We start from the raw sequence: 24245 nt of genomic DNA on the forward strand, positions 1-24245 counted from the left end.
ATATTTTAAGCTCTTGCTTCTTTTAAAGTTTCAGCTATCATAAATGCTAATTCTAAAGATTGGTCAGCATTTAATCTTGGGTCACATTGAGTATGGTATCTACTTGATAAACCATCTGCTGTAATTGCAGAACTTGAACTTCCTGTACACTCTGTTACATTTTGTCCTGTCATTTCTAAGTGGATTCCTCCAGCAACACTACCTTGTGCTTTATGAATTTGAAAAAACTGTTTTACTTCACTTAATATATTTGCAAAGTCTCTTGTTTTATATCCATTTGGAGCTTTTTCAACATTTCCATGCATTGGGTCAGAAGACCAAACAATTTTTTTACCTTCACTTTCAACTCTTTTTAAAAGTTTAGGAAAAATATCTGCTATGTTTTCATGTCCCATTCTAACTATTAAGTTCAATCTTCCAGCTTCATTTTCTGGATTTAAAGCATCAATAAGTCTTATTAACTCATCTTCTTTCATCGAAGGACCAACTTTACATCCAATTGGATTTTTAATACCTCTAAAGTATTCAAGGTGAGCACCATCTAAATCCCTTGTTCTATCACCAATCCATAACATATGAGCACTACAATCATACCAATCACCTGTTAAAGAATCTTTTCGTGTAAGTGCTTCTTCATAGTTTAATAATAAAGCTTCATGTGAAGTATATAATACTGTTTCTTTTAGCTCTTTAGTATTTTCACTTGTTATTCCACATGACTCCATGAACTTTAGAGTTTCAGAAATTTTATCTGCTAATTGTTCATATTTTTCACCAAGGGTATTATCTTTTACGAAGTCTAAATTCCAAGCATGAACTTTATGTAGATCAGCCATTCCACCTCTTGCAAATGCTCTAAGAAGATTAAGTGTTGCTGCACTTTGATTATAAGCTTTTAAGAGTCTTTTTGCTTTTGGTGTTCTATCTTTTTCATTAAAACCTATATCATTAATAATATCCCCTCTATATGAAGGTAAAGAAATACCATTAATTTCTTCAAAATCAGCAGATCTTGGTTTAGCAAATTGTCCTGCAATTCGTCCTACTTTTACAACAGGACAACCACCTGAAAAAGTTAAAACTACTGCCATTTGCATCATTACTTTAAATAAGTCTTTAATATTATTTGCATTAAAAGCATTAAATGACTCAGCACAGTCTCCACCTTGTAGTAAAAAAGATTTCCCATCTACTACATCAGCTAATTGAGCCTTTAAATTCCTTGCTTCCTCTGCAAAAATCAAAGGAGGATAAGAAGCTAGTTCACTTTCTACTTTTTTTAATTTTTCTAAATCATTATATGTAGGTTGTTGTTTTATTGGGTAGTCTCTCCAACTATTTGGACTCCAATTTTTCATTTTTAGCCTTTAATTCTATTGTTGAAGAAAAATTTTATCCAAAAAGAACTTAAGTAGCAAGTGCTACTTAGTCTGCTTTTTTAGCTAATTTATCAAGTAAATCTTTAAATGAGTCTTTAAAAGCTTCTAAACCATCTGATAAAAGCCTTTTGTAGATATCAGACATATCAATGTTATTAACTTGTAACTCTTTAAAATATTTATCACAAACATCTTCACTTGGAATTTTTGATGGTACTTTTGAACCATTTTCAACCCAGTCCTCAATAGTTGCTAAAGGTGCTGTGTTTACTGAATTTGGATAAATTAAGTTATCAACATAATAACTTGCAGGTAATTCATCACCTTTTACACCTGTACTTGCAAAAAGTGTTCTAATATTTTTATTTTCAAACTTTTCAACTTCATGATAACATTTAGTTGCATTTATAATTCCTAGTTTTCCAGTTTCTAAACCTTTTGAAATCATTTTTGTATCACACATTCTATCAAGTCTTGAAACAAATACAGAAATAACTGCTTTAATATCTTTGTTTGAAGCTTTAATTCCTTCATCAAGAGCCTGTGCACATTTTATTGCTTGTTCTGGAGAAAAAATCAAAGTAGCATTTACATGAATTCCTGCTGTTGTAAGTTCTTTCATAGCTTCATATCCAGCTTCAGTTGCAGGTACTTTAATCATAACATTTTCAGAACCAATTAAAGAGTTTAATCTCATTCCTTCTTCAATTGTTCCTTTTGCATCATCACATAAAGTAGGATCAACTTCAATTGAAATAAACCCATCATTTGTATCATTTAAATATAAATCATTTAAAAGTTCAGCAGCTCTTCTTATATCTGATACTGCCAATTCTTCATAAATAGTTTTTGCTTCATTTGCTTTTAGCATTTGTAACTGCTGATCATATGCAGCTGAGTTTGAAATTGAAGACTCAAAAATTGCTGGATTTGAAGTTGCCCCATGGATTACTTCATTTCTAATAATATCTTGAAATTTATTTTCTAAAAAATCTCTTTCAATAAAATCACACCATAAAGAGTAATTAATATCTTCTTTTAAACTCATAATTATATCCTTTTTATATATGCTCTAATATTTTTGTTAAATCTTTTTCATCTACAATAATATTAGCTTCTTTTTTTAATATGTCTTTGGCACAAAATGCAACTCTTTTTTGGGCATAGGGGAACATTGAAACATCATTTGCCCCATCACCTGCAACTAAAGTATTTTCTTTTGAAACTCCTAAAAGAGATTGTACTCTTTGAATCATATCTCCTTTTGAGAATCCAAACATCATATCTCCACCAACAAGTCCTGTCAAGATTCCATCTTTTTCATGTAAAATATTTGAAAAATCTGCATCTATCCCTAACTTTTCCTTTGCAGGAGTAGTACCAATTCTAAATCCACCAGAAAAACAAACTACTTTATAATCTCTTTTTTTAAGTTCAGAAACTAATTCATAAGCTCCTGGCATAAGAGGTAAATCTTTACAAATTTCTACAGCTTTTTTATATTCTAAACCTTTTAATAAAGAAACTCGTTCTACTAAAGATTCAAAAAAGTCAAGTTCCCCTGCCATTGCTTTTTCAGTGATTTTTGCAACTTTTTCTTCTAAGCCTAAAGGCTTTGCTAAAAAGTCAATTGTTTCTCCATCCATTAAAGTTGAATCAAAATCAAAAACAGCTAATTTCATTAATATTTTCCTAGTTTTATACTTTTAAGGCTATAATATTATCTAAATTTTACTAAAGGAAGCTGATTGAAGTTAGCCTGCATTGATATAGGATTAAAAAGAATAGGAGTAGCTATTTGCTTGCAAAGTGACATTATCACGCCTCTTCCTGCAATATTAAGAAAAAATAGAAATCAAGCAGCAAATGATACTTTAAAAATTTTAAAAGAGTGGGAAATTGATAAATTAATTATAGGTTTTCCAAGTGCAAGTGAAGATATGCAAAAAAGAATTAAGCATTTTACCTCTTTATTAAATCTTGAAATTCCATACGAATTTCAAGAAGAAAATATGAGTTCAATTGAAGCAGAAGATTTAATAAAAGGGGAAATAAAATATAAAAGAGATGGAAGAATTGATTCTCTTGCAGCAAAGATTATTTTAGAAAGATATCTTAGTAAACAATAATTATTTTAAACTATTTTGAATAACTGCAATTGCAACTCCACTATCATGAGTAATTGAAAGATAAGTCTTTTTTATTTTATATTTCTTTCGTAACTCTTTTGAATATTTTAATTTAGGTGCACCTTTTTTATTCTTTTTTATTTTTAAATCATGAAAAGAGCACTCTTTACCTATTCCTGTTCCTATTGCTTTACTCGCAGCTTCTTTTGCAGCCCAAAAGCCAGCAGCAGTTTCAACTCTTTTTATAAGAGTGATTTCTTCTTCATCTAAAAAACGTTCATATGCTTTTTTACCAAACTTTTCATGCATCTTTTTTATTCTATTTATTGAAGTTACATCAATTCCTATCATTTTTAACCTATCTCTTTGTATAATTCTTTTATGAAACTATTTTTACGTAAATTATTATATCTAATTATTATGCTTTTCATAATAAGTTTAATCTCTTTTATTGCTATAAATTTAGCACCAAACTCTTTTTTTGCAAGTGGAGAATTAAATCCAAATATCACGAAGGAATCAATTGAACAGTTAAAAACAATTTATGGTTTAGATAAGCCTTTATATATTCAATATTTTTCTTGGTTTCTTGCTATTTTACATCTTGATTTTGGAATCTCTTTTGCTAGTGGAGAGTTAGTTAAAAATGAGATTTTGCAAAGACTTCCTGTAACTTTGACTATAAATATTATCTCTATGTTTTTTATTTTTGTAATTTCTTTATATTTAGGAATAAAAGCAGCTTTAAATAAAAATTCACTATTTGATAAATTTGCTAGTCAATTATCACTTATTAGTTTTTCAATGCCTTCATTTTATTTAGCTTTAATTTCTATAATGGTTTTTTCAATTCACTTTGAAATACTTCCAATTGCAGGATTACATTCTGTTCCAGATGATGGAAGTTTAGTCTATTATTTAGATTATGCTTGGCACTTGATTTTACCTATTGCAATTATTACCTTTGCAGGTATTGGAAGTTTAACTTTATATGTAAGGTCTTTAGTTATTGAAATATTAAAAACAGATTATATCTTTTTTGCAAAAGCAAGAGGATTAGAAAAAAGTCAAATTTTAAGATACTATATATTACCAAACTTATACCCTCCTGTTATAACTTTACTTGGTTTATCCCTTCCAGGAATAATTGGAGGAAGTGTTATTTTAGAATCCATATTTTCAATAAATGGAATGGGCTTATTATTTTTTCAAAGTGCTTTAAGTCATGATTACCCAGTAATTATGGGAATACTTATTATTGGTGCTTTATTGACTTTACTTGGAAATATGATTGCTGATTTAATATTATTAAAATTAAACCCTAATTATGATGCCAAATAATTAAAAGAAGAGGAAAAAAATTGAAAATTTTAAAAACAATAGAAGAACTTCAAGAAATAAGAAAAATACAAAAAAATAAAACAATTGGTTTTGTTCCTACAATGGGTGCTTTACATGATGGTCATATTTCTTTGATAAAACAAGCAAGAATTGAAAATGAAATAGTTATTGTTTCTATATTTGTAAACCCAACACAATTTCTTCCAGGAGAAGATTTAGATGCATATCCTAGACGAGATGAAGCAGATAAAAAAATATGTGAAATGTGTAAAGTGGACTATATTTTTATGCCACTTTCAACTACAATGTATAGTGAAGAAGAAGTACTGATAAAAGCACCTAATAATAGCTATGTTCTTGAAGGTAAAACTAGACCCGGACATTTTGATGGAGTATTGCAAATAGTCTTAAAACTATTTAATTTGGTACAACCAACAAAAGCTTACTTTGGGAAAAAAGACGCTCAACAACTTACTTTAATTCAACAAATGGTTAAAAACTTATTTTTACCAATAGAAATCGTTCCATGTGAAATTGTAAGAGAAAAAGATGGTTTAGCACTAAGTTCTAGAAATGTTTATTTAAATGAAGAACAAAGAAAAGAAGCCCTATTTTTATCTAAATCCTTATATTTAGCTGCTTCTTTAGTAGGGAAAGGTGAAAGATCTTCAAGTATTTTAAAGACAAAAATCTATGATGTAATGAAAAATTTAGATGTAGAATATGTGGCTATTGTAGATAGAAATTTCAATGAAATAGAAGAAATACAATTAAAAAATTCTATTATTTTAGTCGTTGCTAGATTTGATAATACTAGACTACTTGATAATATATGGCTTTAAAATTGATTTTATGATAAAATCCAAAAAAAATTAAAGAAGATAAGAAAGAATGAAATTTAGTGAAACAAAACCTACAAAAACTTTACATTTAGTTAGTCTTGGCTGTACAAAGAATTTAGTTGACTCTGAAATTATGCTAGGAAAGCTAAAAGAGTATGAAATTACAAATGATTCAAGTATTGCTGATGTTATTATTGTAAATACCTGTGGATTTATTGATAGTGCAAAAGAAGAAAGTATCAATACCATTTTAAATCTACATGATGAAAGAAAAGAAGAGTCTGTTCTTGTAATGGCTGGATGCTTAACGCAAAGATATCAAGAAGAACTACAAAAAGAGCTTCCTGAAATAGATATTTTTACAGGCGTTGGAGATTATGATAAAATTGATAAGCTGGTAGAAGAAAAAAGAAGTGCTTTTACAAATGAGGTTTTTTTATTAAATGAAACTAATGATAGAGTTATTACAGGGTCTTCATACCATGCCTATATAAAATTAAGTGAAGGCTGTAACCAAGTCTGTTCTTTCTGTGCCATTCCTAGCTTCAAAGGAAAACTTCATTCAAGAACTTTAGAATCTTTAATTAAAGAAGTTAAAAATTTAGTTAAAAATGGCTACAAAGATTTTTCTTTTGTTTCTCAGGACTCTTCTTCATACTTAAGGGATTTAAGGATAAAAGATGGTCTTGAAAGATTAGTTGAAGAAGTTGAAAAAATTGAAGGGATAGAAAGTGCAAGAATTCTTTACTTATATCCTAGTACTACAACATTAAACTTAATTGAGAAAATCAAAAACTCAAATGTTTTTGAAAACTATTTTGATATGCCTTTACAACATATCTCTTCTAATGTATTAAAAATAATGAAAAGAGGAAAAGGTGTAGAAAAACTTAAAGAATTAATGAATGCAATGAGAGAAGTTCCAAACTCTTTTGTAAGAACAACATTTATTGTAGGACACCCTGGAGAATCACAAGAAGATTTTGAAGAACTATGTCAGTTTGTTAAAGAGTACAAATTTGATAGAGCAAATGTATTCTCTTATTCTGATGAAGATGGCACAAGTGCTTATGAAATGTTGGATAAAGTTCCTCAAGAGATTATTGATGAAAGAGCTGAAATTTTGGGTAATATTATTTCTCAAACAACAAATGAATCTTTAGAAAAAGAAATCTCAAAAGAGTCATATGTATATGTTGATGGAGAAAGTGATGAACATGAGTACTTATTAAGTTCAAGAAAAACTATTTGGGCACCTGAAATAGATGGAGAAATATATATAAATGATAATCAATTATTAGATGAAAACCAAACTGCCCAACAAATTAAATTTGGACAAAAGTATAAAGTAAAAATAACTGAATTAGTAGGAGATAAACTCCTTGCAACAGTAATTGAGTAAATGGAAGTTTTATTAGAAAACATAAATACAAATAAAAACCTTCTGGCTTTTTCAGGAGGTGTTGATTCTTCTGCCTTATTTTTTATTCTTCTTGAAAAAAATATCTCTTTTGACATTGCAATTATTAATTATAATATTAGAAAAGAGTCAAAAGAGGAAGTTTCTTATGCAAAAGAATTAGCAAAGAAATACAATAAAACTATTTTTATTAAAGATATACAAGTAGACTCTTTCTCAAATTTTGAAAAAAAAGCTAGGGATATTAGATATGGTTTTTTTGATGAACTAATGGAAAATCACCTATATGAAAATTTAATTACTGCACATCAATTAAATGATAAGTTAGAATGGTTTTTAATGCAGTTTACAAAAGGAGCTGGAATAAATGAGCTTTTGTCTTTTGAAGAGCTTAGTTTTAGAAAAGAATATAAAATTATAAAACCACTAATCAACTCTTCTAAGAAAGATATTTTAGCTTATTTAAAAGCCAATAAAATAAAATATTTTATTGATAAAACAAATGATGATGAAAATTTTAAAAGAAACTATTTTAGAAAAAACTTTTCAAATAAATTATTAGAAGAATTTCAAGAAGGAATAAAAAGAAGCTTTGAGTATTTAGAAAATGATTTGGCTTCATTAAGAGATAAAATAGTTTGTGTCTTAAAAGAAAAAGAATTAGAAATATATAAAAATACTAAAGATGATAATTTAAATATTAAAATAATTGATGAAAGCTTAAAAAAGAGAGGTTTAATTCTAACAAAAAAACAAAGAGATGAAGTTTTAAAGCAAAAAGAATTAGTCATTTCTCATAGAGTTGCAGTTTCTATAATAAAAGATTTGATTTATATTTGTCCATATGAAAAAGAACCTATTCCTAAAGAAATAAAAGAAAAGTTAAGAATAAATAAAATTCCAATTAATTGTAGAGTTTATATTTATCAAAATAATTTTCTAGAAAAAGTTATAGAAACTATTAAGTAAACTTTTTCACTTTTCTATTTTTCACCATGTCTTTTCTTGTTTGTTCTTTATGCTCTTTTAAAAAAGCAATATTTTTATAAAAAAGTTCTTGTAAACGTTGTAAGTCAGAAAGAAGTAAATCAAATTCGTCTATACCATTATCAGATAAATATTTATTATACCATTTTACAAGAGCATCTGCCCTTTCGTATGATTCTAAAGAATCAATATACGTAAGCTCTTCAAGAGCTTTTAAAGACCAGTCTCGTCTTTCCATGCGTCAATCAAACCTTGAACTACTTTCATCACTTGATCCACTGCATTTATATTATCATCAACTCCTGCACTAAACAGTGTTTCAATTTGATATAAATAAAGTCCATCAAGATAATAAGAAACATCTCCCCCATTATCAAAATCAAGTACATTTCTTAATTCATCAAAAATTGCAACAGCTTTATTTATATTTGAAAATTTTGCTTCAATATCTCCTATTTCCATTGCTTCTTTTACGAAAGATAAGTACTTTAACGTTCCTTCATATAATTTTAATACTAACTTATACGGATCATTAGATACTGCATTATGTTGCTGATAAGCTTCAATTCCCATTATTAACTCCAATCAATATTGGCAATAAGTATATTATATGTTTACTTAAATTAGAACTAATCTTCAACAAAATTATGAAGCTGAAGACTGAGCTATCATAAGTTTTAAACTAGAAAACTGTGCTTCAAGGTTTGTTATAATAGTTGTATATTGAGCGAACTGTGCAGCTAATTGTGCATATTTACTATCCAATGTTTCTTGAGCCTCTGTTTTATCTTCCTCTAAATTAGTTTTTCTTCTATCCATATTTTCTTCATAGAAAGTAAAAAGTCCTTCTAAAGAATCAAGTGAATCTAAGTACTCTTTTAATTGAGTTCCCATTCCTTCACTTTCAGCACTACCAACAAATAAAGATTTTACAATATCTAAATCTTCTTCAATAGCTTCATTAAACTTAGCACTATCTAATGATAGATATCCCGTTTTATCAATTTCAAGTCCAAAATTAAAAATATTCAAATCTTCATTAGAACCATAATTATTAAATAACTTATCTTTAATCTCTGAAACAACCGTTCTTAAAGTGGACTTATCATCAATAGAACTATCAGCTGAATATAACTCAGCATTAACTAAATCCATAAATTCATTATATTTGGTAACAAAGTCATCTACCATTGTAGAAATTGTTGAAGTATCATTTTGAATTGATATTGTTGAAGATGTACTTTCTGTATCAACCTCAACAGCTGTTATTTTTAAACCTCCATCTACAACAAGAACATTTGAAGCAACATCATACTCAATCCCATCTACATTTGCTTCTAAGTTTTGTGCTTTTAAAGTATGATTAGAGTTTTCCATCCCTAAATTTAAATCATCATTACTTATACTTAAATTAGTACCATCAGCTCTTTGAATATTTACTTTGCCATCAACGATTGAAGCAGAAAAGTTTGCATTTGCATCAATTTTAGCAATAAAACTATCATAAGTATCTGATGATGTAGTAAATGTTTCTCCATCAATAGTTATACTTAATCCATCAGATAAAGAGTCTGTTCCAGTTACAGTTGAAGTAGAAGAGTAAGAATTTAAACCTAAATCAAAACCATTTTGAGTAATATTTATAGCATTATCAAGTCCTGTTGCAGAACTTTTGATAACTAATCTATTTGTATCTGTTCCAACTGTTTCAATTGTTGCATTATAATTAGAATTTGTATTTATTTCATTTGCTAACTGTTCATAAGTTTTGCCTTCAGTAGAATATTTTTCACCTAAAGACATTCCAAGAGAAGTACTATTTAAATTATTACTTATTGTTAATTCTGTTTTTTCATCAGCTGAATTTATTGATAATCTTCCATTAATTGTAATTGTTGCACTTAAATCCTGATCTTCATTTATTTTATCAATTAATTGCTTATATGTAGTAGTTGATGAAACTTCAAATACTCTATCACTACCATCAATATTTATTGTAATATCCCCACCACTTGGGTCAACAATATCAGATGCAGAATTTACTGTAAAATCACTTTGATAAACAGGTCTACCACTTTGAGATAAAATCATCATATCTCCAGCATCATTTCCACCTGCAACTTGTGCTTCTTTATTAGCAAAAGTAATACTTTGATAAACATCTTTTTGTGCAAGTTGATTTATTTTTACACTTGTTGTCCCTTCAGAAAGATTTGCTGCATCTACTGCATCAAATATAGCCGAACTCCCTGTTACGTTAGCACTTTTTTGATTAAAAGCATTTACGCCTCCAGAAGCAAATAGATCAAATGGTTTTATAGAATCTAATAGTTCATTAGCTTTTGTAACAATCTCTTGAAACTTTTCATCTTCTGCTGTCCAGTCTTCTAAATCATTTTCAACTGGTTCAACTGTTGATTTTCTTTCTGCTTCTTTTAATTTATCTAAAAGTTCTTGATTTAAAGAACTCGCACCCGAACTTCCTAGTCCTAAAATTCCTTCTGCCATAATAGCCTCCTATTACATATTAAGAAGTGTTTGAAGCATTTCATCTGCGGCTGTAATTACTTTTGCATTTGCAGTATATGCAGCTTGAAACTTCATTAAATCAATCATTTCTTCATCTGAATCAACTTTAGTAAGTTGTTCATAGTTGTACTGAATTGATTGAAATACTGTTTCTTGAACCTCTAATAAAAAATCATTGTTTTCTTTATCTGATGATATATTTACCCTGATTTCTTGATAAAACTCTGAAAATGATGTTTTGTTAAGAGTTGAACCATCCTGAGCAAAACCATCAAACTCAATATCTTTTTTCCATTGCATTTTTGCCATATAATCTAAATCAGCCTGATTTAAATCATTAACTGCTTCTTCATTAAACACTAAAGACTTAACGTCTGAACCAGAAAATAAATTTAAATTTTTAATATTATTTGTACCATTATATTCATCTGTAGCTACATGACCATAAATATACTCATCTTCACCTTCTTTTACAAACTTGTCGTAAATGTCACTTAAAGCTCTTGCTAAATTATCAAGTTTTTCTTTATAGTCAATTATTTTATTGTTTGGTGAATTAGTGGTTAAATTCTCTGTTTGAGCTTTTATAACTCCTGATTTAATATTTATTTCTTTATCATAAACCGCTAAATAGACTTTATCACTTGCTTCTTCACTTTGATATTCATCTTTAAAAACAGTTTGTCTATCATCAACAGTTGCTCCTGTCATTTTTGTCACAGAAACTCTTCCCTCAAACTGTCCATCTTCACCATCATATCTAGCTTCAACAACTAAAAATTTATCAACTACTGTTGCATCTACTTTATTTCCATCTTTATCAGTAGCATAGTTTCCATTATATGCAATTACTTTTTGTGAGATATCTGGATCATTATTTATTTTATGCTTTAAAGCTCTAATATAGTTGCTAGAATCAACTACATTTGTCCCATTACCTAAATCAACTGGATTACCTAAAGCGTCAACAATAGATTCTCCTATTTTTACAGTTACTTCATGGGCATTATTTAACTTATATGTAATTTCATCATCTAAATCTAAAGAAACTTGATCAGAAATACTATCAATAGGAGTACCATTTACATCAGTCGTTGCAAACCTATCTACTTGAGGAACATATTCTTCTACTAAATTTATTTCTCTAATATTTGTATTATATCTAACAGCTATCTCACCACCAACTTTTAGCATATACTCATTATTAGTTCTATCTACTTCTATATCTACATATTTTGATAATTCTTTTTCTAAATAATCTCTTTTATCTAATAAATCATTTGAAGCTTCAACATGTCTTCCTAATTGTTCATTAATTTCACCAATTTCATTGATTAAATTATTAACTTTTAAAACATTTTCTTCAAGGGAGATTTGGGCTAATTGCTCTTCTTTTTCAATATTTGAATATAAGTTTTGTAAAGAATCAACTAAAACTGTACCTTGAGTTTTATATGTTGTTCTATATATTTCAGAGTTGGGATTTGCTCTTAAATTCTCAATTGCTTGGAAATATCTATCTAAGTCACTTGCAAAACCACTCTTTTCAGTTTCTACAAACATTGCTTCAATATTACCAATCATTCTAGAAGTTTCATTATAATAGTTAGATTTTGTATTTTCTCGTAAAATATTGTCATACATATATTCTGAAGTAATTCGGTAAGCTTCGTCTGCAACTACTCCACGTCCAGTAAATCGAGAATCAAGTATTTCTAGTTCACTTAACTGTACAACTCTTTTTTTATATCCAGGAGTATTTTCATTAGCTAAGTTATTAGATACGTTATCAAAGGCTAAGTTCATAGCTTTTATACCACTTTGTGCAACATGTAAAGAATTTAGCATATATACTCCTTTTATAGTAATTTATAAAATTATTACATTACATTTCTTAAATTTAGATTAAAAGGGCCAAAAGCTTTTAATCAATTTCATTCCCCAAGGAACTTTCATAACATCTTGTTCCTCTCCATCTTTTATATAAAGAATTTTTAAATTTGCTATTTGAGAAGAAGAAACCGCATTATCAGGGGTAATATCGTATGGACGAATAATACCTGTTAATACTAAAGATTGTTTCTGTCCATCAATAAGCATTTCTTTTATTCCTTTTATAAAATAGTTTCCGTTTTGATATGTTTCTTCAATTATAGCAGAAATATTAGTAGAAAAACTCTCACTAAGTTTTGTTTTAACTTCTCCTGAATTTGAAGAAGAACTTTCTGTTCCAAAATTAACACCTAATAAAGAGTTTGATTCATTAGCAATACTTTTTGTTACTCCACCTAATTGATTCCCTGTAACTGGGGTAAGCATACCACCACCTAAAGACATATCCCTATCATTAGAAAGTTCTCTTTTGCTATTTGTATTAGAAGATAAAGATTCACTAATTTGTACTTGGATAATATCTCCAATTTGTAAATCTTTTTTATCTGCAAATAAAGATGGACCACGCATAGAGTACAAAGAACCTTTTTTCTTTTTTACAGTAGGTTCTTTTTTAGGCACTTGTAATTTTGGTTTTTCAAATTGAATTTGAGGTTCTTGACCACAAGCTGTAAAAAGAAAAGGAATTATAGAAATTAGTATATACTTAATCTTCATTTATTTTACTTTCCAAAATATATTTTAAATCTATTGCAACTTTAATATCTTTTAAATCTTTTTTTATTAAAGCTGAACTTCCATATCGTACTTTTAAGGCATCTAAGTTTGTACCAAGGTCAACAACAATTAAAGCTCTATGAGAAATAATTTTCACATCTTGTACATGTCTTTGTCCAATTAAATCAACAGCAGTTTCAACTTCTTTATAAATAATTCTTTCCAACTTCTTTTGTTTTGCAAGTTTATTATCAATTTCTACAGCCTTAAGCTTTGATTCTTGCTCTTTTTTTTGTTGATTTGCAAATTCATTACTCATATGAAAGTAATATAGAATAAACATCCCTACTACTACAATAGCTGATGCTAATTTTATGAAAAATCTTTTTTTACTATTTGTCTTAACTGCTACTATCATTTTATTTAATTACAAAAGTTGTAAATAGAATATTTTTAATATTATTTCTTTTAATATCATCATTACTTGATGTTACTTCATTAATAATATTATTAATATCTTCCATTAATTCTTCTTTTAATAAAGCTTTCCCACCAACTGTTAGCAACTCTTCCGAACTTCTTGAGCTTATTTGTGCAATAACAGCATCTACTATTTCAGGTTTATATTCTTCTACTATAGAGCCAATTGATGGTTCAGTACTTTTAAGGTAAAAAGATAATTTCATTAACTTTTCTCTACCTTTTGCATTTGTTATATTTAAAACAAGGTCATTAATTGCAGTTTTATACATTTGATTTGAATCACCTGCTTCCTCTTTTACAACTTGTTCTTGTCCATTTGCAGGAGCATTTAAAACTTTTGCATAAACCACATATCCTAGGAAACCTAAACCTAATAATAAAACAACAATAAGAACAATTAATATTACCATTATTCCTTTCGAACCAGATTTTTTAACCTCACTATTTTCTTCTGCCATAATTACCTTTCATCTTGATCTTCTACCCTATAATCTTTTAACATTATTGTTAACATAGCTGCATTTTTAGGGCTTAAAAATTTCATTAATGATGTTACATTATTTTCTTTTAATCTTAAGATTATATCAAAAACATCTTCAATCTTCCCCTCATTAATCATTTGATTAAAAATTGAAGCTGCAACCTTTGGTTTCATCTTATTATAAATGTTAGAAGTCTTATTTTCAACTTCACCTTTAATATCTTGAAGAAGTTGTGAATTTTCATCTCTAATTGCTTGTATATTTTTTTTCTGTGTTTCAATTTTTTTTAATAACTCTTCTAACTCTTTTTTTCTTTCTTGATACTCTTTTTCTTTTTTATTATAAAAAAAGTTCAACTCTTTTTTTAGTTCTTTTACTTCAATTTTTTGTTTTATTAATGCAGCACTTGTAACTCTTTGTTCTTCTTGTGCATATAAACTGATAAAAATGAAAAATGTTGATAAAACTAACTTAAGCAAAATACCTCCTTAACCGCTAATATATTTACTTTGAACATACTCGTCTGCTGCTTCTTGTTCTGCTTTTAAGACTTTTAAAACCCTTTGTTTTTTCTCTTCACTTAAAATATATTCATATTGTTCTGCTTCTTTTTGAAGCTCTATAATTTCTTTTACAATACCTTCCAATTGAGATACGTATACCTTCTTTTGTTGTTCAAGTTTTTGAATATGTAGCTTCATGGTATTTTTATGCATTGCTAAAATTGTAAAATCTGAAATAGCTCCATATTTTTGGACACCTGTAGTATTAATTTTATTTTGAGTTAATAGAACTTCTGTGTCAATATGATCAATTTTTGATTGAAGTTGACCTTTTTGCATTAATTTTTGATCTGTTTGAGTTTTTTTCAAATCATATAATTTATCTATCATGATTTACTCTCCAAAGACTAAAATAATATCCCATAAATCTTTTGTATAGGTTGTAATATGATCTCCTACCCAAGGAAGTGTTATTAAAATAAAAACTGACACAACAATCATCTTAGGCACAAAAGTTAATGAGGCATCAGAAACTTGTGTTACTGCTTGAAAAATAGATATGATAAGACCTATTACCATACTAACTATTAAAGAAGGCAATCCTAATATCAGGACTATCTTTACTGTATTTTCAGCAATAGCAATTAAGTCCATATTACTCTTTAACTTTTATTGTAATTTCCAAAGTTTTGTTATTTAATAATTGTGAAATTAGTTTTGCAATATCTTCAGTACTAGAATCACTTAAATCAACATTATTATTTGTTTTTTCTTCAGCTTTAATTTCATTTTTATTTGTTTCTTTAATATCATGAGAAACTGTTACATTATCTAAATCATTTAATGCTTCAAGAATTTCATTTTCACTTAAAGTATCAAACTCTGAAAATTCATCAGCCATTTTGTCTCCTTGAGTAGAACTTTCTTTTATTTCTACTTCATCTATTTTAATATTATCTAAATTATTGTCAAAACTCAAATCTTTGAGTTCATCTTGTTTTATATCTTCATCATTGATTTTATGTTCTTCTATTTGATTTAAAACATTATTTAATTCTTCTTTATCATTTAATTCTTCTATTTCAGAAGGAACCTCAACTTCTTTAATTTCCTCATTATCACTCTCTTCTAATTCTCCTAATAACGCATCTAAGGCTGCAATGTCAGCAGAAGGGTCAACTTCTTCACTTTTATTTTCTACGAAATCATTTTCATTCACTTCTTCCACTTGATTCAGTAAAGCTTCAATTTCTTCTTCTGGACTTAATTGATTTTTATTCTCTTCCTCTTCAAAAAAAGTATCATCATCTTTTGAAGAAGATAAAAGAGCACTTAATTCATCATCTAACTCAATAACTTCTGAATTACTCTCTTCTAAATTACTATCTTCATCATAAGCATTCTCTACAATTTCTACAATTGAGTTTTGTATATCATCAATATTTTCTTCATCTTTTTTTATTACTGCATCTAGTCTTCTAACAATATGTTTTGAAAGTTCATCTATAGAATCCACAGAAACATCACCTATTCCATGGTCTAATAAATATTCCTGTTCTATCCCACCTTTGGGTCTTAAAAATTTTATCTTATCAGTTAAAGGATTTTTTTTAATAATTTTTGAATCATCAATTAAGTAAATATTATTAGGGTTTTCTTCTATTGCATCTTTCAACTGATTCAAAGAATTAAGTTCTTTAATTTCTCCATGAGAATCTAACCTAAACTTAATATTAGAGTGTTTTAAAACTTCATTAATTTCTTTTTTAAAAGAATCACTTCCATAGATGTATATAATCAAAAGGTACCCTAAAATTATTTTTTAAAAAAATTATACCTTGTTTTTATAAAATTTTAGATAAAATATTTTCAATTGTAATAGAGGTGTTGTATTGAGATTTTTTATAATTTTATTATTTTTATTTCAAAGTATATTTGCAGTAACTATCAAAGATATATCAAATGTAGTTGGAATTCGAGATAACCAATTAATAGGTTATGGTCTAGTCGTAGGTCTAGCAGGAACAGGAGATAAATCTCAATTTACTATGCAAAGTTTACAAAACCTACTTAGAAACTCATATATCAAAATACCTGCGTCTTCTATCAAATCTAAAAATATTGCTGCTGTAATGGTAACAGCTGATTTACCTCCTTTTGCAAGACAAGGGGATAAAATAAAAGTAAAAATTTCTGCTATTGGTGATGCTAAATCAATTGATAGGGGAGAACTTTTATTAACTCAACTAAAGGCAGTTGATGGACAAGTTTACGCCTTAGCTCAAGGTTCTATTGTAGCAGATGAACAAAATAATACTACTGGTTTTATTTATGATGGAGCAACAGTTGAAAATGAAGTTGATTATTCACTTGGTGAAGAAAATAGCATAAAACTAAGTCTTCTAAAAAATGATGCAAAACAAGCATATGTAGTTGAAGAAAAAATCAATGAACACTTCAATAAACCTTTAGCTTCAGCTTTAGACACAAGAACTATTTTTGTAAAAAAACCTTTAAATATTTCTATTGTTAAATTTATTTCTGATATTCAAAATATTCAACTTGACTCAACTTTTAAAAAGAAGATTATTATTGATGTTGCAAGGGAGACGATAGTTGCAGGATTAGATATTCCTATATCTCCTGTTACTGTTGCTAGAGATGGGTTTACTATAAGAATTAAAAAAAGTGATTTAACTGATCAAGAATGGGAAGATAATCAAATCAATCAAGGAAGAGATATAGGAGATAATGTTCAATTAGATAATAAACCTATTGCCGTTGAAATTGATAATACTTTAATGAATACAAAAAATACTCCAACAGTTTCAGATTTAGTAAGAGCAATGAAAGTTATGAAATTACCTATAACAGAAATTATAGATACTATAAAAATGATTAAAGACCTTGGAGCAATAGATGTTGAACTGGAGATAAGAGGATAATATGGCTGAATTTTTAAGTCAAGATGAAATTGATGCTCTTTTAGATATTGCTGATGCAGGAGAAGAAATTGAAACTGCTGCAGATGAACAAATTGTTTCAAAAGAAAAAAACTATTCTATTTATGATTTTAAAAAACCAAATAGAATATCAAATGAACAATTTAAAGCCTTTTCAACTCTTCATGATAAAATGCTTAGGGATTTAATAACAGATCTTTCAGCAATGCTTAGAAAAATTGTTGATATAAAATTATACTCTATTGAACAGATGACTTATGGAGAATTTATTCTTTCAATTCCCCAATTAACATCACTTAATACTTTATCAATTAAGCCACTTGAAGGAAGAATTGTAATTGAGTGTAACCCTGGTATTTCACATAAAATTATTGCCGAATTATTAGGAAGTGGAGCAGTAGCTGCAAGTGATAATTTAGATAGAGAATTAACTGAAATTGAAGTAAATATTTTTGAACATTTTTATAAAATGTTTGTTAAGCATCTGTATAGAGCTTGGGATGAAGTTACAACTTTAAATTTTAAAATTGAATCAAGAGATACAAATGCAAATGCAATTCAAATTATTTCTGATCATGAAATTGTTTTATTAGTTGTACTTGAAATTACAATAGATGAAGAATCAGGCTTTTTATCAATTTGTTATCCAATTTCATACATTGAAACTTTATTAAATAAGATTGTAGAGAAAATATTTAGTGAAGGGAAAAATAAAAAAGCAAGTAGAAAACAAGATATAACTACTTTAATTTCTGGTGCAAAAATGAATATTGAGGCTATTATGGCTGAAACTGAAATGTCTGTTTCTGAAATACTTGCATTAAAACCAGAAGATGTAATCGTTTTTAGTAAAAATGCAACCTCTGCTTCTTCAAAAGTATATATTAATAATACAGAAAAGTTTGTTGCTGTTTCAGGTGTTCAAAACAATAGAAAAGCGATTCAAATAGAGTCAAATATAGACCATGAAAAACAAGAAACATTAGATGCGTTAAGAGCAATGAGAGAAGAAAGAATAAAAAAAGCAAAAGAGTCAACAGAAAATATTAAGAGACTGTTAAAAGAAAGGAAAGAAGGAAAATATTAATAAATATTTCCTTTTTTAATCTCTTTTATCTTCTATTGAAGATATGCTCCAATTTAGAACTTCTCCTGCATACATAGGAACTACATCCTCACCTTTAAACTTATATGATGAAGGAACTACAAACTTCTTCTTTTCTAATTTTACTTTTTTATTTAATGGTTTGAAATCATAAATCTTTTGTGCATTTAAACTAATAAAAGCATTTAAATTATCTAAAGAGTTGTTTTCTTCAAATAATTGCGTTAATACTTGTAAGGCAATAGGTGAAGTAAATACTCCAGCAGCACAGCCACAACACTCTTTTTTATGTTTTGGATGGGGGGCAGAATCACTTCCAAACATTAATTTTGGATGAGCTTTAAGTGCAGCATTTAATAAAGCATCTCTATCTTCTGGTCTTTTTGCAATTGGTTTACAAAATAAATGAGGGCTTAACATACCTCCTGCAACATCATCAAGAGTAATCAATAAATGATGTAATGTAACCGTTGCATAAAGATTATCATATTTATCAAGTAACTCAATTGCATCTTTTGTTGTAATATGTTCCATAATAATTTTTAAATCAGGGAAAGATGATGCAATTGATTCATAAATAGGCATAAATTCTTTTTCTCTATCCATTACAAAACCATTTGTTTCACCATGAATACAAAGAGGAATACCTAATTTACTCATTGACTCTAATGTTGGTCTTAAAACCTCAACATCCATTGAAGATACTCCTGTTTCAGAATTTGTAGTAATTCCAGCAGGATATAATTTTATAGCAATAATATCATCTTTTATATCTTCTAAAAAAGAATATGAGTAATCATTTTGGAAAAAAAGTGTAACATAAGGTTCAAATTTATCCTCAATACACGCTTCTTTTATTCTTTTTTTATAAGATAATAATGCTTCTTTTGTTGTAATAGGTGGTACTAAATTTGGCATAACTAAAGCACCACTAAAAGTTTCAGATGTTAAAGGACCAACTAATTTTAGCATATCACCATCACGTAAGTGAAGGTGCATATCTAAAGCAGAATCTATTTCAAATGTATCCATACTAGATTGCATCCTCGTCTTCTTCACCAGTTCTAATTCTTATTGTTTTCTCAATAGGCGAAACAAAGATTTTACCATCTCCAATTTTCCCTGTTTTTGCCGAGTTTATAATAATATCAATTGTATTATCAACATCTTCATCAGCAACAACAAGCTCAATTTTTATTTTTGGAAGAAAATCAACAACATATTCAGCACCTCTATATAACTCAGAGTGTCCTTGTTGTCTCCCATATCCTTTAACATCTGCAACAGTCATACCTGTAATTCCAGCTTCAGTTAAAGCATCTTTTACATCTTCTAATTTAAATGGTTTAATTACTGCTTCTATTTTTTTCACTATTAATCCTTTTTTTAATCTTTATATTTTAACTAAATAATTTTAAACAAAACTAATGAAACTAAAATGCTCGTTTAAATTCAGGGTAAGCTTCTAGTCCACACTCTTCAACATCAAGTCCTTGCATTTCTTCATCATTATGAGCCCTTAGTGGTGCTATTTTATTTATCAAAAATAAAATAAGATATGAAACAACAAAAGCAAAAATCGCAACTACTATTACACCTTTTAATTGACCTAAAAAGGTAATATCTTCACCATTTGAAGCAAAAATTCCTACTGCCAATGTTCCCCAAATACCATTTAATAGATGAACCGATAATGCACCTACGGGATCATCAAGTTTTAATTTATCAAAAAATGATACACCAAAAACAACAAGTGCTCCACCAATTGAACCAATTAAAATAGGCGTATAAATATCATATAAATCTGGTCCTGCAGTGATTGCTACTAATCCACCTAAAGCACCATTTAATACCATTGTAATATCAAGTTTCTTATATCTAAAATACATAAAAGCCCCAACAATAATTGCACCTGACAGACCTGCTGTATTTGTATTCATTATAGTTAAAGCAACTAAATCTGCATTTTCTTTTGAAGCAATAGAACCAACACTTCCACCATTAAATCCAAACCATCCTATCCATAAAAGAAAAGCACCTAATGTAACTAAAGGAATATTTGAAGCAGGAATTACTCTAACTCCTCCTTCTTTTGGATATCTTCCACGTCTTGCTCCAATAATTAAAATTGCAGCTAATAACGCCCATCCTCCAGTGGAATGAATAACAGTTGAACCAGCTAAATCATACATTGTTAAATCTAAAAGTGTCCCAGCTAACATATCACTACCCCATGACCAATTTACTATTACAGGGTAAATAAACCCTCCCATAATCACAGTAAACAAAGCTAAAGGTAAAACTTTCGCTCTTTCACTAACTCCTCCAGACATTATATTAATTGCTTTACCCACAAATGCCATTTGAAAAAGAAATGCTGCCCATTTTGACATAGAATCACTTCCAAAATCTCCAAAAGCAATTGAATATCCAATAAGTAAAAATGCTAAAGATGCAATTGCATATATCATAGTATTTACCATTAATACTGCTGTAACATTTTTTGTTCTAACAAGTCCTGCCTCAAGCATAGCAAAACCAGGAACCATAAAAATGATTAATGTCATTGAAAAGATTGCAAAAAACGTGTCTATCACATAGCTGATTGATTGTAAGTCCATATTTAACCTTCCTAAGTTTTCTTAAGAAGTATTATATATTTTTTAAAAAGTTTAATATAGGTATAGTATGTATAAAAACTATACAGTAAGTTAAGTTTTCAAATAAGGAGAATATTATCTCCTTATTTAATAGTTTTAAACAGCTTCACTTCCTCTTTGCTCTGTTCTAATTCTAACAACTTCTTCAACAGGTGTTACAAAGATTTTACCATCTCCAATTTTTCCTGTTTTTGCTGCTTCAACTAATACTGATATAGTCGAATCAACATCTTCATCATTTACTATAACTTCAACTTTTATTTTTGCTAAAAAGTCTACAACATATTCTGCACCTCTATATAATTCTGAGTGTCCTTGTTGTCTACCATATCCTTTCACATCAGATACTGTCATACCTGAAATCCCACTTTCAACTAAAGCTTCTTTTACATCTTCTAGTTTAAAAGGTTTAATTATCGCTTCAACTTTTTTCATTATAAATTCCTTTATCTATTATGCTTTTTTGAATTCAGGATAACACTCTAGACCAGTTTCATGAATATCAAGTCCAGTAATTTCCGTTTCTTCATCAACTCTTAATCCAACAATCATATCTAGGATTTTCCATATAATAAATGAAGTGATAAATACAAATGCACCAATTACAACTATACCTTTAATTTGTGCTAGTATTGTAACTTCAGGGTTAAAAATACCTACAGCTAATGTTCCCCAAATACCAGCAACTAAGTGAACTGATAAGGCACCAACTGGATCATCAATTTTTAACTTATCGAAGAAAGGAACTGCAAAGACAACTAATGCACCACCAACTATACCTTCAATAAATGCAACTAACATCCCTAAGTCAGGTCCTGCTGTACAAGATACAAGTCCTGCTAAAGCACCATTTAATACCATTGTTAAATCAACTTTTTTATAAAGAAGTTGAGTTAAAATTGCTGCCATAACTGCACCTGCTGCTGCTGCCATATTTGTATCAGCAACTACTAAAGCGATACCATCAATATCAGCTTTTGAACCTAATGCTAACTGAGAACCACCATTAAATCCAAACCATCCCATCCATAAAATGAATGTACCTAATGTAGCAAGAGTTAAGTTAGAACCAGGAATTGGTCTTACTTTACCATCTTTAGTATATTTTCCTTTTCTAGCACCTAAAATTAAAACACCAGCTAATGCAGCCCATCCACCAACAGAGTGAACAATTGTTGAACCAGCAAAATCAGAAAAACCTGCAATTAAACCACCTAATTCAGATCCTCCCCATGTCCAGTGACCTTGAATTGGATAAATAACACCACTTAAAACTACAACAAAGATTAAAAATGGCCATAACTTCATTCTTTCTGCAATTGTTCCTGAAATAACAGAAGCTGCAGTTGCTACAAACATAACTTGGAAAAAGAAGTCTGCTGCTGCAGGATATGAAGCATCTGCTGCACTTTCCATACTAATAGTTGAGAAACTTCCCATAAATGATGAACCATCACCATACATTAAATTGTAACCTACAAAATAATACATAATACAAGAAATAGAAAACAATGCAATATTTTTTGTTAAAACCGTTGCATTATTTTTTGATCTTGTTAGACCAGACTCTAGCATAGCAAAACCTGCTGCCATCCACATAACTAATACACCAGAAAATACAAATAGAAAACCATCTAATATGTATTTTAAGTCATTAAAATTTTCCATATTCTTCCTTTTCAAAGTAAATATGCTGAAATTCTAACAGATAAAAAAACTAAATAGTCAAAATATATGTATATTTTATATACAAGACAAGATTAAAAAGTATATTGATTTATACTCGAAGATCCCGGTAAATAATAACTTGAACTTACTTTTATTTTTTGTTAAATTTTTTTATTTTTTTTGCTAAATTTAACATCTTAATATTTTTTACATAATTGTATACTTTTTATACAATGGTTTTTTTTATTCTATGTTATAATTGAAATAATAGGAGTTATAATGAAAGAGTATCTAGAGGTATATATTCAAAATCAAGACAAAATAGAAACTTTTATAGAAGAGAGTTTAAATAAATTAGGTGAAATAAAAAAGCACGAAAGAACTAAATTTAAAACCCTTTTTAAAATATTCCCTTCATTGGAACTTGTTTATATAGTAAATAAAGATACAAAAACTCAAAGCTCTTCAAACTATTATAGATACAAAGAAGATATAACAGAAAAAGATATACCAAGGGACTATATACTGTCAAAACTTCATTTTAAAGAAAACTGTAAAGTTGCATTTAGCTCAGTATATATAAGTAGTGCAACAAAACATAATTGCGTTACTGTTTCAATAAAAGAAGGCAATGATATTATATTTTTTGATTTCAAAATTGAAAGTTTACTTGAGAGATTAAGCTTAATTGAATTAAATAAGCCTTTTCATACGCTTACTAAAGCTTTTTATATAATAGCAGGATATACGATGTTTTTTCTTGCAATTTTTATTATTTTTTACTCAATTTATGATTTTGCCCATTCATTTTTAATAAAAGGGATTTTTGACTTAGATACAGTTTTCAAACCTGTTATTGCTCTTACTTTAGGTGTTGCAATTTTTGATTTAGCAAAGACTATTTTAGAGCAAGAAGTTTACTTTAAAAGCTATTCAAAGAATTCTAAAGTTGAGACAAAAATGATAACAAAGTTTTTAATATCTATTATTATAGCTTTATCAATTGAAGCGTTAATGGTTGTATTTAAAATAGCTCTAAGTGATTATGATAAAATGATAAATGCTTTATATCTAATAACTGGTATATCTTTAATATTAATCGCTTTATCAGTATTTATACATATTACAAAAAAGAAATAAAAGT

28 protein-coding genes are annotated in these 24245 nt (G+C 28.2%); 8 read left to right on the forward strand and 20 right to left on the reverse strand.

Translation table 11 applies throughout. The features are described from left to right. Nucleotides 1–5: 5 nt before the first annotated feature. The 3 genes from CP965_RS06785 to serB form a co-directional block, all read right to left on the reverse strand. Nucleotides 6–1358, reverse strand: coding sequence for a class II 3-deoxy-7-phosphoheptulonate synthase (locus CP965_RS06785; RefSeq protein WP_129061325.1), 1353 nt, complete (start codon nt 1356–1358; stop codon nt 6–8). Nucleotides 1359–1425: 67 nt separating this feature from the next. Continuing rightward, nucleotides 1426–2427 carry a transaldolase gene (locus CP965_RS06790; RefSeq protein WP_129061326.1) on the reverse strand — a complete coding sequence of 334 codons (1002 nt, stop codon included), beginning with the start codon at nt 2425–2427 and terminating at the stop codon, nt 1426–1428. Between the two features lie 13 nt (nt 2428–2440). After that, nucleotides 2441–3061 carry a phosphoserine phosphatase SerB gene (serB, locus tag CP965_RS06795; RefSeq protein WP_129061327.1) on the reverse strand — a complete coding sequence of 207 codons (621 nt, stop codon included), beginning with the start codon at nt 3059–3061 and terminating at the stop codon, nt 2441–2443. A 66-nt stretch (nt 3062–3127) separates the two neighbouring features. Between serB and ruvX the strand changes: the two genes are divergently transcribed. After that, nucleotides 3128–3508, forward strand: coding sequence for a Holliday junction resolvase RuvX (gene ruvX, locus CP965_RS06800; RefSeq protein WP_129061328.1), 381 nt, complete (start codon nt 3128–3130; stop codon nt 3506–3508). Here the strand turns inward: ruvX and acpS are convergent, their stop codons facing one another. Beyond that, the gene (gene acpS, locus CP965_RS06805; RefSeq protein WP_129061329.1) at nt 3509–3859 is read right to left on the reverse strand and encodes a holo-ACP synthase; all 351 of its coding nucleotides are present in this window, start codon (nt 3857–3859) and stop codon (nt 3509–3511) included. A gap of 30 nt (nt 3860–3889) precedes the next feature. Between acpS and CP965_RS06810 the strand changes: the two genes are divergently transcribed. Genes CP965_RS06810 through tilS form a run of 4 tightly spaced genes read left to right on the forward strand, consistent with a single transcriptional unit; the run spans nt 3890 to nt 8080 of the window. Beyond that, on the forward strand, nt 3890–4849 hold the full coding sequence (locus CP965_RS06810; protein WP_129061330.1) for an ABC transporter permease: 960 nt from the start codon (nt 3890–3892) through the stop codon (nt 4847–4849). A 20-nt stretch (nt 4850–4869) separates the two neighbouring features. After that, nucleotides 4870–5691 carry a pantoate--beta-alanine ligase gene (panC, locus tag CP965_RS06815; protein ID WP_129061331.1) on the forward strand — a complete coding sequence of 274 codons (822 nt, stop codon included), beginning with the start codon at nt 4870–4872 and terminating at the stop codon, nt 5689–5691. 49 nt (nt 5692–5740) lie between these two features. After that, nucleotides 5741–7093 carry a 30S ribosomal protein S12 methylthiotransferase RimO gene (gene rimO, locus CP965_RS06820; RefSeq protein ID WP_129061332.1) on the forward strand — a complete coding sequence of 451 codons (1353 nt, stop codon included), beginning with the start codon at nt 5741–5743 and terminating at the stop codon, nt 7091–7093. Beyond that, complete coding sequence (tilS, locus tag CP965_RS06825; protein ID WP_129061333.1) at nt 7094–8080, forward strand: tRNA lysidine(34) synthetase TilS; 987 nt, start codon at nt 7094–7096, stop codon at nt 8078–8080. It abuts the gene before it with no gap. Here tilS and CP965_RS06830 read toward each other — a convergent pair. From CP965_RS06830 to CP965_RS06885, 11 genes are all read right to left on the reverse strand, one after another. Continuing rightward, nucleotides 8073–8336 carry a hypothetical protein gene (locus CP965_RS06830; protein WP_129061334.1) on the reverse strand — a complete coding sequence of 88 codons (264 nt, stop codon included), beginning with the start codon at nt 8334–8336 and terminating at the stop codon, nt 8073–8075. The two genes, tilS and CP965_RS06830, sit on opposite strands and share 8 nt — an antisense overlap. Then, complete coding sequence (fliS, locus tag CP965_RS06835) at nt 8312–8671, reverse strand: flagellar export chaperone FliS (protein ID WP_129061335.1); 360 nt, start codon at nt 8669–8671, stop codon at nt 8312–8314. Before fliS ends, CP965_RS06830 begins: the two co-directional genes overlap by 25 nt. A 72-nt stretch (nt 8672–8743) precedes the next feature. Then, nucleotides 8744–10606 (reverse strand): flagellar filament capping protein FliD, encoded by a 1863-nt coding sequence (gene fliD, locus CP965_RS06840; RefSeq protein WP_129061336.1) that lies wholly within the window; start codon nt 10604–10606, stop codon nt 8744–8746. Between the two features lie 12 nt (nt 10607–10618). Then, nucleotides 10619–12475, reverse strand: coding sequence for a flagellar hook-associated protein FlgK (locus tag CP965_RS06845; RefSeq protein WP_129061337.1), 1857 nt, complete (start codon nt 12473–12475; stop codon nt 10619–10621). A gap of 57 nt (nt 12476–12532) precedes the next feature. Beyond that, on the reverse strand, nt 12533–13237 hold the full coding sequence (locus tag CP965_RS06850) for a flagellar basal body L-ring protein FlgH (RefSeq protein ID WP_129061338.1): 705 nt from the start codon (nt 13235–13237) through the stop codon (nt 12533–12535). Further along, complete coding sequence (locus CP965_RS06855; RefSeq protein ID WP_129061339.1) at nt 13227–13655, reverse strand: hypothetical protein; 429 nt, start codon at nt 13653–13655, stop codon at nt 13227–13229. Before CP965_RS06855 ends, CP965_RS06850 begins: the two co-directional genes overlap by 11 nt. A 1-nt stretch (nt 13656) precedes the next feature. Then, a complete protein-coding gene (locus CP965_RS06860) occupies nt 13657–14178 on the reverse strand; it encodes a flagellar basal body-associated FliL family protein (RefSeq protein ID WP_129061340.1) in 522 nt (173 codons plus the stop codon). 2 nt (nt 14179–14180) lie between these two features. Beyond that, nucleotides 14181–14681 carry a MotE family protein gene (locus tag CP965_RS06865; protein ID WP_228712685.1) on the reverse strand — a complete coding sequence of 167 codons (501 nt, stop codon included), beginning with the start codon at nt 14679–14681 and terminating at the stop codon, nt 14181–14183. A gap of 9 nt (nt 14682–14690) precedes the next feature. Further along, nucleotides 14691–15095, reverse strand: coding sequence for a hypothetical protein (locus CP965_RS06875; RefSeq protein WP_129061341.1), 405 nt, complete (start codon nt 15093–15095; stop codon nt 14691–14693). 3 nt (nt 15096–15098) lie between these two features. Continuing rightward, nucleotides 15099–15359: a flagellar biosynthetic protein FliQ gene (locus tag CP965_RS06880; protein ID WP_129061342.1), complete on the reverse strand. Its 261-nt coding sequence runs from the start codon at nt 15357–15359 to the stop codon at nt 15099–15101. A 1-nt stretch (nt 15360) separates the two neighbouring features. Then, nucleotides 15361–16506, reverse strand: coding sequence for a hypothetical protein (locus CP965_RS06885; RefSeq protein ID WP_129061343.1), 1146 nt, complete (start codon nt 16504–16506; stop codon nt 15361–15363). A 91-nt stretch (nt 16507–16597) separates the two neighbouring features. Between CP965_RS06885 and CP965_RS06890 the strand changes: the two genes are divergently transcribed. Together CP965_RS06890 and fliM are read left to right on the forward strand one after the other, a co-directional pair. Continuing rightward, nucleotides 16598–17650 carry a flagellar basal body P-ring protein FlgI gene (locus CP965_RS06890; protein WP_129061344.1) on the forward strand — a complete coding sequence of 351 codons (1053 nt, stop codon included), beginning with the start codon at nt 16598–16600 and terminating at the stop codon, nt 17648–17650. Between the two features lies 1 nt (nt 17651). Then, nucleotides 17652–18755 (forward strand): flagellar motor switch protein FliM, encoded by a 1104-nt coding sequence (gene fliM / locus CP965_RS06895; RefSeq protein ID WP_129061345.1) that lies wholly within the window; start codon nt 17652–17654, stop codon nt 18753–18755. Nucleotides 18756–18770: 15 nt separating this feature from the next. Here fliM and pyrC read toward each other — a convergent pair whose 3' ends face one another. The 5 genes from pyrC to amt form a co-directional block, all read right to left on the reverse strand. Beyond that, nucleotides 18771–19805, reverse strand: a complete 1035-nt coding sequence (gene pyrC, locus CP965_RS06900) for a dihydroorotase (protein ID WP_129061346.1) — start codon at nt 19803–19805, stop codon at nt 18771–18773. A gap of 1 nt (nt 19806) precedes the next feature. Beyond that, the gene (locus CP965_RS06905) at nt 19807–20145 is read right to left on the reverse strand and encodes a P-II family nitrogen regulator (protein ID WP_129061347.1); all 339 of its coding nucleotides are present in this window, start codon (nt 20143–20145) and stop codon (nt 19807–19809) included. A 61-nt stretch (nt 20146–20206) separates the two neighbouring features. Then, the gene (locus tag CP965_RS06910; RefSeq protein ID WP_129061348.1) at nt 20207–21394 is read right to left on the reverse strand and encodes an ammonium transporter; all 1188 of its coding nucleotides are present in this window, start codon (nt 21392–21394) and stop codon (nt 20207–20209) included. Nucleotides 21395–21529: 135 nt separating this feature from the next. Beyond that, nucleotides 21530–21868: a P-II family nitrogen regulator gene (locus CP965_RS06915; protein ID WP_129061349.1), complete on the reverse strand. Its 339-nt coding sequence runs from the start codon at nt 21866–21868 to the stop codon at nt 21530–21532. A gap of 18 nt (nt 21869–21886) precedes the next feature. Beyond that, on the reverse strand, nt 21887–23101 hold the full coding sequence (gene amt / locus CP965_RS06920) for an ammonium transporter (protein WP_129061350.1): 1215 nt from the start codon (nt 23099–23101) through the stop codon (nt 21887–21889). Between the two features lie 279 nt (nt 23102–23380). Here amt and CP965_RS06925 point away from each other — a divergent pair, with 279 nt between their 5' ends. Next, nucleotides 23381–24241 carry a hypothetical protein gene (locus tag CP965_RS06925; protein WP_129061351.1) on the forward strand — a complete coding sequence of 287 codons (861 nt, stop codon included), beginning with the start codon at nt 23381–23383 and terminating at the stop codon, nt 24239–24241. Nucleotides 24242–24245 lie beyond the last annotated feature (4 nt).

Source organism: Halarcobacter mediterraneus, from assembly GCF_004116625.1.
Lineage (GTDB): Bacteria > Campylobacterota > Campylobacteria > Campylobacterales > Arcobacteraceae > Halarcobacter > Halarcobacter mediterraneus.